This is a genomic window from Luteimicrobium sp. NPDC057192 (assembly GCF_042670205.1).
In the GTDB taxonomy this organism is placed as follows: domain Bacteria; phylum Actinomycetota; class Actinomycetes; order Actinomycetales; family Cellulomonadaceae; genus Luteimicrobium.
Map to the genome: position 1 here is coordinate 3,814 of NZ_JBHUWD010000003.1, position 14,109 is coordinate 17,922.

Annotated in this window: 8 protein-coding genes; all 8 read right to left on the reverse strand. The window is 73.2% G+C overall.

Translation table 11 applies throughout. The features are described from left to right. Positions 1 to 110: 110 nt before the first annotated feature. The 8 genes from ACFT5B_RS02680 to ACFT5B_RS02715 all read right to left on the reverse strand — a co-directional run bounded on the left by ACFT5B_RS02680 (position 111) and on the right by ACFT5B_RS02715 (position 14,108). Entirely contained in the window at positions 111 to 3,275 is a 3,165-nt protein-coding gene (locus tag ACFT5B_RS02680) for a LamG-like jellyroll fold domain-containing protein (RefSeq protein WP_386796432.1), read from the reverse strand. Positions 3,276 to 3,388: 113 nt separating this feature from the next. Beyond that, positions 3,389 to 4,408 (reverse strand): ABC transporter permease, encoded by a 1,020-nt coding sequence (locus ACFT5B_RS02685; RefSeq protein ID WP_386796433.1) that lies wholly within the window; start codon positions 4,406 to 4,408, stop codon positions 3,389 to 3,391. Then, entirely contained in the window at positions 4,405 to 5,376 is a 972-nt protein-coding gene (locus tag ACFT5B_RS02690) for an ABC transporter permease (protein ID WP_386796434.1), read from the reverse strand. The genes ACFT5B_RS02685 and ACFT5B_RS02690 overlap by 4 nt, the downstream gene beginning before the upstream one ends. Next, complete coding sequence (locus tag ACFT5B_RS02695; RefSeq protein ID WP_386796435.1) at positions 5,369 to 7,024, reverse strand: sugar ABC transporter ATP-binding protein; 1,656 nt, start codon at positions 7,022 to 7,024, stop codon at positions 5,369 to 5,371. Before ACFT5B_RS02695 ends, ACFT5B_RS02690 begins: the two co-directional genes overlap by 8 nt. A 148-nt stretch (positions 7,025 to 7,172) precedes the next feature. Further along, entirely contained in the window at positions 7,173 to 8,276 is a 1,104-nt protein-coding gene (locus ACFT5B_RS02700; RefSeq protein ID WP_386796436.1) for an ABC transporter substrate-binding protein, read from the reverse strand. 144 nt (positions 8,277 to 8,420) lie between these two features. After that, positions 8,421 to 9,197 (reverse strand): DeoR/GlpR family DNA-binding transcription regulator, encoded by a 777-nt coding sequence (locus tag ACFT5B_RS02705; RefSeq protein WP_386796437.1) that lies wholly within the window; start codon positions 9,195 to 9,197, stop codon positions 8,421 to 8,423. 664 nt (positions 9,198 to 9,861) lie between these two features. Continuing rightward, positions 9,862 to 12,309, reverse strand: coding sequence for a flippase-like domain-containing protein (locus tag ACFT5B_RS02710; RefSeq protein WP_386796438.1), 2,448 nt, complete (start codon positions 12,307 to 12,309; stop codon positions 9,862 to 9,864). A gap of 65 nt (positions 12,310 to 12,374) precedes the next feature. Beyond that, a complete protein-coding gene (locus ACFT5B_RS02715) occupies positions 12,375 to 14,108 on the reverse strand; it encodes a hypothetical protein (protein ID WP_386796439.1) in 1,734 nt (577 codons plus the stop codon). Between the last annotated feature and the right edge of the window lies 1 nt (position 14,109).

Genomic DNA, 14,109 nt, shown 5'->3' on the forward strand with positions numbered 1-14,109 from the left:
CGCAAACGCAAACTGTTCCGAGATTTCCACCACAAAAATCAACCGGGGGGGGGGGGGTTCTGAGGGGGGGGGGGGCGGCGGCGGGGGTGGCGCGCACCCGCGCCGACGTCTCAGGCACCCGCGTCGAGCGAGGCGACCTCCGTCGCGGTCAGCGCGCGGTCCCACACGGCCACCTCGTCGACGGCGCCCGGCCAGAAGTCGCTCGGACCGCCACCCGAGAAGCCCCGGCCGATCGCGAACCGGCCCGCCGCGGGGTCGCCCGCCGGCTGCGCCCAGACCTTGGCCTGCGGCACGCCGTCGACGTAGAGCGTGTACGTGCCCTGGTCGGCGTCGTGGACTCCCACCAGGTGGTACCAGCGGCCCGTCTCGGGGACGGCGTCCGCGAGCGCCCGACCCTCGCTGGTCGAGAAGGCGAACCGGTTATCGGCCTGCGAGTACTGCAGGTAGAACCCGCTCGAGACGGTGCCGTCCTGGCTGACCGCGGTCGCCCACGAGCGGAGCCGGTCGAGCCGGACCCACGCGCCGGCGGTGAAGCTCCCCGCGGTGTCGAGGACGGGCCCGGTCGTCTGCGCGGCCTGGCCGCTCCCGGAGAGCTGGAGCGCCGCGCCGGCCGCGGCGTCGCGACCGGAGGTCCACGTCGCGCCGCCGGTGAGGGTGGCGTCGTGCCCGGCGACCGCGTCGTGGGCCACGGTGCCGCTGCCCTCGTCGAGCGACCAGGTCCCGACGGGGTCCTCGTGGCCGGGAGGGAACGCGACGCGCAGCGCCTGGCGCCGGTGGGTCTGCTCGACGGTCGGCCCGGCCCGGTAGGTCGCGGTCGCCGTGAGCGTGGCGGTCGTGCCGGCAGCCGCGTCGTCGGGCGCGGTCACGGTGAACCGCCAGACCGCGTCGCCGCCGGAGTGCACGACGCTCGGGCGCGAGCCCACGGGCGTCGCGGTCCAGCCGTCGGGCAGGGCCAGCGACACGCGCGGTGACGTGAGGTTCCGCGGCGTCTGGGCGCTCACGGTGACGGACACGGTCGTGGCGTCGCCGACGACGACCGGCCCGCTCTTGCTCGCCGGCCCGACCGCCACGGTCGCGTCCTGGCTGGACGCCGACCACGACTCGAGCTCGTTCACGCCGACGAACGCCCCGTCGGGGTTGGTGAGCAGGAGGCGGATCCGGGTGGTCGTGAGCGCGGGGAACGTGACGCGGTTGAGGCCGTTGCCGACCGGGGCCGCGGCCGAGCGCGTCTGGTCGGGCACGTCCTGCCAGGCGCCGCCGTCCCAGTACTGCAGCCGGTAGTCGGCCGCGGGACGGACTCCCCCGCCGTCGTCGTACCCGTACCAGCGCACGTCGCTCACGACGGTCGGCGCCCCGAAGTCGACGCCGTAGAAGTCCTGGGCGTTCGGCGACCGGTAGTTCGTCCACCGCGTGCTCTGCGGGACGTTCGCGTAGAAGACCTTGCCGTCGAGCGCGTTCCACGCGTCGTCCGTGGACCACGTGTACGACGAGATCGGCTTCGGGTAGCCGGTGCGGAGCGGGTTCGCGGCGTCGTTCACGAGGTGCGCGCCCGACGACGCGGCGACGGTCCGCCCGACGTCCACCGTGAGGTCGCGCAGCGTGGCCGACGTCCGCACGAGTCGCCCGTCGACGAAGACGCGCATGCCGGCACCCTCCCCGTAGTGCGAGCCGTCGCGGTCCCACAGGAGCGTGACGTTGCGCCCGTGGTAGGGGACGTTCTCGGCCGCGAAGTGGTCCCACGACGCCGGCACGAGCGGCTGGATCCGCAGCGTGTCGTCCGCCTGGGCTCGCAGGCCGAGCAGTCCCGAGAGCACGAGGTCGTCGAACGTCGAGTGGTTGTAGTCCTCGCTGTGGTTGCGGCCGTCGTAGATCCACCGGTCGGCGTCGGGGTCGTGCGCCTCGGCGACGTACGGCTTGCCGTCCTTCATCTGCGTCTTCGCGTACGTCAGGAGGGACGCCGCGTAGTCGTCCCGGGTGATCGTCTGCTGGGCCGGGTAGTCGTCGAGCAGGTTCGCCAGGCCGGTGAGCGTCTGCGATGTGGAGAACGGCCAGCTCGGGCCGTCCCAGCGGCAGCAGCTCCCCGCGTCCTTCATGAACAGGGGGCTGCGGCGCTCGGCCGTCGTCGGGCCGAACGCGCTCGCGAAACCCTGCGGGTCGAGGAGCTGCGACCACGCCGACGCGTCCTGGGGCTCGGCCGCGCCGAACATCCAGGGCAGGAAGCCGATCTCCTCACGCGTGCTCGACAGGTGGTGGTCTGGGTTGTCGTCGCGCGGCATCGCGTAGTAGAAGCCGCGGTCGGGGTCCCACAGCCATTGCTGCATCGAGGCCCGGATCGACGACGCCCGCTGGGCGTACTCGCTCGCGAGCGTCCTGTCACCCAGCAGCCCGGCGATCGCGCTGATGGCCCGCGCGTCGCCGTACTGGTACGAGTTCAGGGTCGGCCGGTAGCCGGCGCCGCCGTGGTACGGGTCCGACGACTCGTACGACGACGCCGAGAACTCCATCGCGTCCCAGACGGGGACCGACCAGTAGAGCCCCAGCGTCGTGTCGTACTGGCCGTCCCAGCCCCGGTACTGCTTCACGAGCGCGGGCAGCAGGTCGCGTAGCCCCTCGACGTCGCCCGTCACCTGGGCCTGCTGGTACGCGGCGGTCGCGAGCCAGACGCTGTACTCGTGCGCCCAGTCGGTCGTGTCCTTGTTGACGTCGTCCGTCGCGGGCTTGGCGCCCGCGCCGGGCCCGGTGAGCCAGAAGCGCAGGTAGTCGTCCGCATAGCTCGTGTCGCGCAGCCACCGGTTCTCGGTGAGCTGGTGGCCCGCCGCGGCGTCGATCGCCTGGTACGGGGCCGCGTAGCCGCAGCAGTCGAGGAACTCCGTGGAGATCCACCCGCTCTCCGGGTCGGTGTAGCGCAGGTGCTCCTTGGCGACCTGCCAGCGGTAGTAGTAGACGTCCTGGATCGCCTTGTCCGGCAGGTCGACGAACGGGATGTTCGCCTCGTACCAGCCGGGCTCGTCGAAGCCCTCGAGGTAGGACGCGTCGTCGAGCACGTGCGTGCCCGCCCCGACGGACGGGTAGACGGGCGCGTGCTCCCCGCCGTCGCCGGCGGTCGCTCCGCCGGTCGCGGCAGGCGCGGCGTCCGCGGCCAGGCCGTCGTCGGCCTCGGCGCCGGCCGCGCCGACGAGCGCCAGACCGGCGGCGAGGGCGAGCGCCCCGACCGAGGCGACGAGGCGTCGTCGTCGGGAGGGGGCGGAGAGAGGAGAGCGGTGGTGCCGGGTCATGGTCGAACCTCCACGACAGCGTTGTCAGGGGACCGAAGGATCAGCGGTGGGACGCGCGGCGACGCCGCCCCCACGGGCCGGCCGGTGCGACGCACCGGCCGGCCGAGCAGCGGTCAGGGAAGACGCCTCACCCGGGTGAGCGTCGTCTGGATCAGCACGACGACCGCGAGGAAGAGGCCGTTGGCCAGGTCGGACGCGGACGAGCCGTACTGGGACAGGTGCACGCCGATGAGGTTCTGGATCACGGCGAGGAGCAGGACGCCGGCCGCGGTGCCGACGATCGAGCCCGCGCCGCCCGTGAGCAGCGTCCCGCCGATGATCACGGCGGCGATCGCGGTGAGCTCGTAGCCGACGCCGATGTTGGTGACGCCGGACTGGAGCCGCGACGCGTTGAGCATCCCCGCCGCGCCGGCGATCGTCGCGGACAGCACGTAGACGAGCACCTTGGTGCGTGCCACGGGCAGGCCCATGAGGAGCGCCGCGTTCTCGCTGCCGCCGATCGCGAACAGCGCCTGGCCGAAGCGGGTCCGCATGAGGAGGATCCCGCCCAGGACGAACAGGATCACCGCGGTGAGGATCGGGCGCCACGTGCCGTCGCCGAGCCACAGGAACGGGGACCCCTTCGGCACCAGGTAGGTGTCGGTGCCCTCGGCCGAGATCGCCTGCAGGAGCCCGCGGGCGAACAGCATGCCCGCGAGCGTGACGATGAACGGCGCGAGCCGGGCCTTCGCGATGAGCGTGCCCTGGACGAGCCCGAACAGCACGGCGACGATCAGCGGCAGCAGGATCGCGACGAGGATGCCGCCGTGCCCGGCGCCCCAGGCCGCGAGGACGCCGCCCAGCGCGAACATCGAGCCGACGGACAGGTCGATGCCACCCGTGAGGATGACGAACGTCATGCCGAGCGCGAGGAGGGACGTGTACGCGTTGCCGACGAGGATCGACTGGAAGTTCCCCCAGTCGGCGAACCCGTCGGAGAACAGGCACGCCGCGACGAACACGATCACCAGCGAGACGAGACCGCCCTGCTGCTGTGCGATGCCGGTGACGCGCTCGAGCCGGGTCTCGCCCGTGACGTCGACGTTCACCCCGGCGTCCGGGGTCACGGGGCTCGTGGGGTTGAGTGTGCTCATCGTCCGCTCCGTCCCCGCGCCGCGTACACGGCACCGATGATGATGACGGCCTCGACCATCTGGCTGTAGGAGTTCTTCACGTTGTTCTGGATCAGGGTCGCGGCGACGAGCTGCATGAACACCGCGCCCGCGACCGTGCCGAGAACCTTGATCCGTCCGCCCGTGAGCGGCGTGCCACCCACGACGACGGCCGTGATGGCGCTGAGCTCGTAGTTCAGCCCGTAGTTGGACGGGTCCGCGTAGCCGCCGTGCCCGACGAGGAACACGCCGGCGATCGCCGCGAACAGGCCCGAGACGACGTAGACGGCGACGAGGACCCGCTTCACCGGGAGCCCGGCGAGCGCGCTCGCCGCTCGGTTGTCGCCGATCGCCGTGAGCCGCCGGCCGAAGGCTGTGCGCCGCACGACGAACGCGACGACCAGCACGATGACGACGGCGATCCACACCTCCTGCGGGATCCCGAACCAGCTGTCGAGGCCGAGCGCGCCGATCGTCTCGTCGGTCACGGACTTGGCGCTCGCGCCGTTGAGGATCACCGCGAACCCGCGCAGACCGATCATGAGCGCGAGGGTCGCGATGATCGGCTGGACGTTCGCGACCGCGACCATCAGCCCCGCGAGCAGCCCCGAGACGCACCCGGCGACCAGCGCGATGACGATCGAGAGCCACGGTCCGTACCCGAGGTAGAGCGGGATCACGGCCGACGACAGCGCGATCACCGCGCCGACCGACAGGTCGATGCCCTCGGTCGTGATCACGAGCGCCATGCCGAGCGCCACGATGAGGACGGGGACCACCTGGAATGCCTGGACCCGGAAGTTGTCCATCGAGAAGAAGGACGGCTTGATCGCGGTGTTGACGGCGATCAGCACGACGATCGCCGCGTACACGCCGTAGTCCTGCAACCAGGTGACCACCCGGTTGCGGTCGAGCACGGCCGGCGCCGGCCGGACGGCGACGTCAGTCATGGGTCTCCTCCTCGGTGCGCGCGGCCGGCCCGGGGGTGCCGGGCTGCTCGGGCTCCGTCAGGTCGGGCTCGGGGGGTGCCTCCGCGAGCGTGGTCATGAGGGTGTCCTGCGTGACGTCCTGCCCGGTCAGCTCGCCGACGACGCGGCCGTCCTTGAGCACGACGACACGGTCCGAGCCCTCGATCAGCTCGTCCAGCTCGGAGGAGATGAGCAGGACGCCGAGGCCCTGCTCGGCCAGCTCGTTGATGACGCCCTGGACCTCGGCCTTCGCACCGACGTCGATGCCGCGCGTCGGCTCGTCGAGCAGGAGCGCCTTGGGGTCGAGGCACAGGCAGCGGGCCAGCAGGACCTTCTGCTGGTTCCCGCCCGACAGCTCCGAGACCCGCTGGTCCGGGCTCGACGCCTTGATGCGCAGGCGCTTCATGAAGTAGTCGACGATCTCGTCCTGCTTGGACCTGTCCACCAGGCCCCCGCGCGTGATCCGCGGCAGCGCGGCGAGCACGATGTTCTCCCGCACCGACAGGCTGGGCACGATGCCCTCGAGCTTGCGGTCCTCGGGCAGCATGACGACGCCGGCCCGGATCGACGCGGCGACCGTGCGCCGGGTGGAGCGTCCGCCGACCTCGACGGTGCCGCCGTCGAGCGGGAGGGCGCCCATGATCGCCTTGGCGGTCTCGCTGCGCCCCGATCCGAGCAGCCCGCCGAGCCCCACGACCTCGCCGGGGCGGACGTCGACGGACACGCCGTCGAGCTGGTGGCGGCGCTGGAGGTCGCGCGCGGACACCACGGGCGGCCCCGTGACCTCGTGGGCCTCGTCCGCGAACCCGGTCGTGCCGTGCTTGCGCACGTCGCCGATCTCGCGGCCCAGCATGAGCGAGACCAGGGTGATCCGGTCGACGGCGGCCATGTCGTCCACACGGACGACGGCGCCGTCCCGCATCACGGTGACGCGGTCGCAGATCTGGTACAGCTCGTCGAGCCGGTGGCTCACGTAGACGATCGCGATGCCCTGGTCGCGCAGGCGCCGGATGACCCCGAACAGCGTCTCGACCTCGCGCGCCTCGAGCGACGACGTCGGCTCGTCCATGATCACGACCCGCGCGTCGATCTGCACCGCGCGCGCGATCGCGACCATCTGCTGGGCGCCGAGCCCGAGCGAGCGCAGTGGGCGCGCCGGGTTCACGTCGACGCCGTAGTCGCGCAGGATCTCGCGGGCCTCGCGCTTCATGCGCGCCGAGTCGATCAGCCCGTACCGCCGCGGCTCGCGCCCGAGGAACAGGTTGCGCGCGACGCTCATCATCGGGACGAGGTTGACCTCCTGGTAGATCGTGGAGATCCCGGCCTCCTGCGCCGCGAGCGGGCTCGCGAACGCGACCTGCTCGCCGCGCAGCCGCACCTCGCCCTCGTCGGGCTCGTAGACGCCGGTCATGACCTTGATCAGTGTCGACTTCCCGGCGCCGTTCTCGCCGATCAGCGCGTGCACCTCCCCCGGGCGCACCGCGAAGTCGATGTCGCGCAGGGCGTGGACGCCCGTGAACGACTTGTGCACCCCGGTGACCTCGAGCACGGGGGTCGGGGCGGCGGATCCGCCTGGTGGCGCGGCGGTCGGCTCTGCAGCCACCGGCTGCGCGCCCTGTCCTTGAACCATCGGTGAAGGGCCTCTCTAGCTTCGCGGTACGTCGTCGTCCACGGAAGTCCGGTGCCGGCCGGCCGCGCGGGTCCCCTCACCCGCGCGGCCGACCGCGCCTCGTCCTGGGCTGGCGCCTGAGGTTGCGCGGGCGGGCCCGCGCGACCTCTTAGTAGACGTCGCCGTTGTCCAGCGCGTCCTGGGCGTTGTCCTTCGTGAAGTGGTGGTCCGCGATAATCACGTTCGTCGGCGTGCCCTTGTCGCCGTAGAAGTCCGTGAGCGCCTGGAACGCGAGCGGGCCGAAGCGCGGGTTGGTCTCGACGTCGGAGAACATCACCCCGGCGGCGACGTTCTTGACCGCGTCCTCGGTGCCGTCGATGCCGATCACCTGGATGTCCTTGCCGGGGGTCTTCCCGGCGGCCTTGATCGCCTGGATCGCGCCGAGCGCCATCGTGTCGTTCTCGGCGTAGACACCCTTGATGTCCGGGTTGGACTGGAGGATCTGCTCCATGACCTTCTGGCCGGTCGCCTGGTCGAAGTTCGCGGTCTGCGAGGCGACGACCTTGAGGTTCGGCGACGACGCCGCGATCTCCTTGGTGAAGCCGTCCGTGCGAGCCTGGGCGACGTTGTTGCCCGAGGTGCCCTGGAGGATCGCAATGTTGCCGCCGTCGGGCAGGGCCTTGGCCATGTCCTGGGCAGCGATCTTGGCCTGGCCCGCGAAGTCGGAGCCGATGAACCCGATGAAGTCGCTGCAGGCCGAGCCGTTGACCGTGCGGTCGATCGTGAGGATCGGGATCTTCTTCGCCTTGGCCTGCGCGAACGCGGGAGCCAGGCCGTCCGAGTTCTCCGGGGCGACGATGAGGACCTTCGCGCCCTGCGCGATCATGTCCTGGATGTCGGTGTTCTGCTGCTGGACGTTCGCGTTGGCGTTGCGCTGGATGAGCTTGATGCCCCGCGCCTTGGCCTCGTCCGTGATCGACTGCGTCTCCGTCGCGCGGAACGGGTTGCTCGTCGACTCGGACTGCGAGAACCCGACCGTGACGCCCTTGAGGTCGATCTTGTCCGCGCCGTAGGTCGTGTAGGTGCAGTCGTCGCCGGACGAGCCGGTCGACTGGACCTGCTGCGCGGCGCCCGTGTTCGCCGCGCCGCCGGTGGACGTGCTGCCGCCCCCGTTGTCGTCGGCGCTCTTGGAGCATCCGGTGAGCGCGAGGGCGAGCGCCGTTCCTGCGACCACGACGACGGACGCGGTCCGCCGCTTGGAGGTGAGAGCCATCATGTCTCCTTTGATCTCGATGGTTCGCGCGACTTCGCGCTGAGGTGGTGCGACCTCCACATTGAACACCTATCGATCAGAACTAGGCAACGGTCGATCACCAACGCGACAGCCTCGTGACCAAAATGTGATCGATACTCGGGGTCAGTCGGCGTCGTCGAGGGGTGCGACATGCACGGAGACGCGCAGCGGGCGGAGCTGCGCGAGGAGCTCCGGATCCGCTCGCGCGTCCGTGACCAGGTGCGTGATCGCCTCGACGGGCACCGTCTGCATCATCGTGTCGACGCCGAGCTTGGTGTGGTCGGCCAGGACCACGACCTCCTGCGCTGCCGCCACGATCGCGCGGTCGATGCTCGCGGACTGCGCGTTCGGCGTCGAGAGGCCCCGCGAGACCGTGAAGCCGTTCCCGGACAGGAACGCACGGCGCACCCGGATCCCCTGGAGCGAGGCCTCGGCCGAGCTCCCCACCAGGGCGAACGTGGGGCCGCGCAGCGTGCCGCCCGTCATCACGATCTCGACCGACGAGCGGGCCAGCTCCTCCGCGACGAGCACCGAGTTCGTCACGACCGTGAGGTCCTGGAACCGCCCCAGCACGCGCGCGAGCTCGCGGGTCGTCGTCCCGGCACCCAGCACGACCGCGTCACCCTCGGATACGAGGTCGGCCGCCACGGCCGCGATCGCTGCCTTCTCGGCCGCCGCGACCTGGCTCTTCTGCTGGTACGTCTGCTCGTGGGTGAGGCCACCGGGCCAGGCGGCGCCGCCCCGTCGACGGTCGATGACGCCCTCCTGCTCGAGCATCCGCACGTCCCGGCGGATCGTCACCTCGGACGCGTCGACCGCGGAGGCGAGCTCCCGCAGGGACGCCAGCCCTCGGCTCCGGACCTGCTCGACGATCGCCTGCCGACGTTCGAATGCGTGCACGCCTGATCCCCGTTCCACTCGCCGGCGACGCTCCATCGCCTCGTCGCGACCACGGTACGCGATCTTGATCGATTGTCGATCACAACGGAGCGAACGTGACCGAACCGTGCTCGGACCGGGATGTCGCGCTCGCCGAGGGTGACGCCGCGTTCGCCGACGGTGACGCTGCGTTCGCCGACGGTGACGCTGGGTTCGCCGAGGGTGACGCTGGGTTCGCCGAGGGTGACGTGTGGGCCGGTGGCGCCGAGCCTCCGGATCGTATGGGGTTCTTCGGCTCCGGCAACAGATTCCGGAGAGCCGAGCGCACGGCCTCACGCGCGGCGCCGAGCATGCGAGCATCCCCATGCTCGGTCGGCCCCGTCATCTCGTGAGTGCGTACTCTTTGCGCGACTCGCCGGGTGTGTCGCACAAAAAGTACGCACTCACGAGATGACGGGGCCGGGCGCGGGCGGGGCTGATCGCATGCTCGACGCGCAGGCGGGCGGGCGAGACCACGGCCGAGCGGGCGGGTGCGGGGAGGTGGTGAAGGGCGTAAGGGAGTGCGCACGGCCCCTAGGGCCGAAGCACGACAGCCCGAACCAGCTCGCCGCACCCGCCCGCGAACCCGACCCCGCGGGCGCCACACCCGACGAACACCCGCGCCGCACTCGGCGAGACGGGCCCGTCAGACGTACCGACGGCGCTGCAACCAGCGCAGGACGAACCACCCCGTGAGCACCGGCAGCCAGCAGGTGAGGAACCGGTAGAAGAACGCCGTGGGCACCGCGACCTCGGATGGCACGCCGAACGCCGCGAGTCCACCGATGAGCGCGGCCTCGACGGCCCCGACCCCGCCGGGCGTGGGCGCTGCGGTCGCGAGGGTCGCGCCGACCATCGTCACGAACGCGGCGGCCACGAACTCGCTGCCGCCGCCGAACGCGAGCAGGCACGCCCACAGGGCTGCCGCGGACGCGAGCGTCACGCCGCAGGACCCGACCACGGCGAGGGCGAGCCGGGCGGGTCGCCGCGCGAGCGACCCGAGCTCGGCGACGACCTCGCGCAGCCGCAGCCGCGCCTGGGTGAGCACGGTGCGGCGCAGGCGCGGCACGGAGAGCACGACGCCGACGGCGGCGAGCAGCAGCGCGATCACGAGCAGGACCAAGGACTTCCCGGGCACGAGGTGCGAGAGGTCGAGGGTCTTGCCGGCGATCACGGCGAGGATCGCGAGCAGGCCGACGTGGGTCACGACCTGGACGACGCTCTGCAGCGCGATCACGCCGGACGCGGCGGCGATGGGCAAGCCGCCGGTCTGGGTGAGGTACCGGGCGTTGAGGGCCAGGGATCCGACGCTCGCCGGGGTGGAGGTCCCGACGAACGACGTCGCGACCTGGACGGCGACGGTCCGGCCGCCGGGGAGCTGCGCCGTCGTGCAGGAGCGTAGGGACAGCGCCGCCGCGACAGGGCCCAGGGCTGCGATGACCAGGGCGAGGACCGCCCATACGGGGTCGGCCGTGCGGACGGCGTCGACGGTGCGCGGGAGCTGCCCGATCAGCGGGAGCGCGACGTACGTGAGGCCGACGAGCAGGACGAGCTGCACGAGCTGGCGGCGGCTGAAGCGCGAGAGCTGGTAGGTCTGCACCGCCTGGACGTCGCACTGCCGCTCGACCTCGAGGCGGACGTCCTCGATGAGGGCGTCGCGCGCGTGCCGCGGTCCGCGGGCCTCGCGCGGCACGACGACGGGCCCGAGCCCGCGCGCTCCCCGCACCACGAGGTCGGGGCCGAGCCGGGCGACGGCGGTCCGGACGGCAGCCTCCGCCCCGGCGACGAGCGCCGCCGTGTAGAGCCCTTGGGCGAGGTCGAGGTCGAGCTGGACGTCGGGCGCGGCGATCTGGCCGGAGCGGAAGTCGGAGAGGACGAGGCGCCCGTCGTCGCGCACGGCGAGGGCCGCGGGGCGGACGGCGCGGTGCGCGACGCGCGCGCGCCGCAGCGTGGCGAGGTCGTCCCAGAGCTGGTCGAGGAGCTCCTCGGCGTCGGGTGCCGTCACGACCGCCCCGGCGGGGGCTTCCGCAGCCGGCGCCGCGACGGTCTTCCGGTGCCGTCGACGCGCGGTGGTGTCCGGGAACAGCGTCGTCAGCGGCGTGCCGACGGGCTCGGTCGTCCCGAGCATCATCCAGGCGCTCGTGGGCTGCCCGACGAGCATGCGGCCCGGCGTGACGACGCCCGCGCGCTCGGCCGCGAGCGACACGAGGGCCTCGTGCTCGACGGCGCGGCGCAGCGACGGGAACGGCGCGGCGTCGCCGGGGCGCCGGAGCGTGAGGAGGCGGCGGAGGCGGGCGAGGGCGTCGGCGGTCCGGTCGTCGTCGCTCAGCACCTCGAGGCGGAGCCGGTGCGCGGTCCCGGTGCCGCTCCAGTCGTCGCGGGCGAGCTCGAGGTGCGCGACGAACGGTCCGCGGGCGGGCGGGTCGAGGCGCACCCGCTCGACCTCGAGGCCGCGGCTCGCGAGCTCGGCGAGGACCGCCTCGAGCGGCAGCAGGCACGACGGCGACCGCACGGCGAGGAGCACCACCGCACCCACGAGGTTGCCGATCGCCAGCGTGACGAGCAGCGAGGCGAGCTCGGTGCCGCCTGCGATGAGCAGCACCGGGACGTAGAGCACGAGCAGCGTGGGGCACGCCCAGCGCCAGCGCCGCGGCAGCCACGGGCGCGCGACGCTGAGGGCGCCCGCGGCCGCGGCGACGAGGCGCGGGTCGAGCACGATCCCCACGGCCGTCCGGGCCGCGGTCTCGTCGACGACCACGAGCCCCGCGACCACGCACACGGCCGCCACCCCTGCGGCGAGCACCGCGGCGAGCGCCGCGCTCAGCGCCCCGAGCCACTGCCGCCGGACGAGGACGCCCACGAGCAGCACGAGCACCGCGATCCCGGCGATGCCCGCGAACGTCGCGCGGACGGCGTCGAGCACGGGGACGGGCATCCGGCCGAGGAGCTCCGACAGGTCGCTGACGGACAGCTCCCACGTGGTGCGGCCCAGCATCCGGACCGCGATCGCGACCGCCAGCCAGAAGCACGCGGCGACGATGCGCGTCTGGTCGTGCGTGCGGTAGCGGCGAGGCCGGAGGAGCGTGCCCTCCACCGCCGGCGCGGGCTCGCGTCGGTCGGGGTCGGGCGGGGTGGGGGTCGAGATCGGTGCTCCGCGGCTCAGGCGAACTGCTCGCGGAACAGGTCGGTCAGCGACGGCCCGGCGTCACCGAGGCGCCACACGTCCCACCCGTCCTCGCGCCGCGACCCGACGGCGGCCGTGGCGGCGGCGTCGGGGTTGCGGTACCGCCCGGTCCCGGGGAGCTCGATCTGCCCCTCGGGGTGGAGGACCGCCTCGAACCGCTCGCCGCGGCGCGGACGTGACCACACGAGCGGGGTGGGGGCGCCGAGGTGCTGGGCGAGCATGAACAGGTCGGGGTCCTCGTCCGCGGGGTCGCCGTGCAGCGGGAGCTGTGGCGACGGCACCGGGAGCTCGGACGACAGCGGGCCGGAGAGCGTCAGCGGCGTCGACGCCCGGTGCAGCGAGGTGTCGAGCGGGGCGGTCGTGTAGTCGGTCGGGTGGGCGGAGCGGGCGTCGGAGAGCGGCACGACGCCGGCGCCGGGCAGCGGGGCGGGAGCCGGCTCCGCGGGTGCGGGGGGCCGGTTGTCGGCGCCCGTCTGCGCGGCGGAGCCCTCGGCCGCGCGACGACGCTCGGCCCGGGACCGGCGCGACGGGAGGGGCGTCGCGTCCGTCGGCCCCGGCGCGGCGTCGGCCTCGTTCGCGGTCGACCCCACCGGTGGTCCGGCGGGCGTCGCCTGCGCCGCCGAGGCGGCGCGGGCCGCGGACCGGGTGCGGGGAAGGTCGTCCTCGACGGGCGGGCGCGACAGCACCGGGGGTGGCGGGACGGGGGTGGCAGGCGCCGCGGCCGCCCGGTTCGCGGCCCGCATCGAGACGCGTGTCGGGCCTGCGCCGGTCGCGGTGGCCGGCTGGTCGTTCGTTGCCGCGGCCGCCCCGCCCGTCGTGGGGGGAAGCTGCTCGGTGGTCGAGAACGAGCGCCGGTTCGGCAGTCCGTACCGGTCCGACAGGGCGGACCGCTCGGGCAGCGCCGAGACGCGCTCGGGTGCGCTGGAGCGCTGCGCCGAGGCGGGCTCCACGGGAGCCGACGCGCCCGACGACGCCGTGGCGGTCGCCGTCGTGCCCGTGACGGACGTGGGCGAGACGACCGGGCGTCGCAGCGCGGGTCGGATCATGGTCGCGTCGGCGAGGTCGTCGTCGTCCGACGCCGCCGGGGCGGGCGCGGAGGGCGCCGCCTGCGCGCGCTCGTCGGAGCTCTCGGTCGGGCGACGCGCACCGTGCAGGGGCTCGACCTCGACGAGCCGGCGCCCGTCCGGCCCGGTCACGACGCCGAGCCGCAGCACGGTGACCGCGCGGTTGGTGACCCGGAGGAAGTCGAGCGCGTCGGTCACGCCGGGGTCGACCTGGGCGCAGAGCAGCAGGAGACGCGAGCCCTCGCGCTGGCCACGCGTGCGCGCGATCGGTGCCTTGCGACGGAACTCGTCGTACGCCGCCTCGAACGCGGGGAGCCCCTCGGGGAACCGCGCGGCGACGTCGGACAGGGTCAGCCGGCCCGCGCGACCCGCGTGCGCCAGGGCGAGCGCCAGGGACGCGGCGTCGAGGCGCGCGACCATCTCGATGACGACCGGGTGCCCGGCCGCGTCGAGCGCGAGGAGGTGCGGGGCGTCCTCGGGGCGAGCCCCCGGCGCCCGGCTGACCACGGGGAAGATCTGCTCGCCCAGCAGCCGTGACACGTGGTCGTCGACGACGGGCTCGGCGGTCCGAATGAACGACGTGTCGCCGGGAGCGAGGGGTTGCACGAGGGCGGAGCGGCGCGCGTCGACCTCGAACAACGGCATG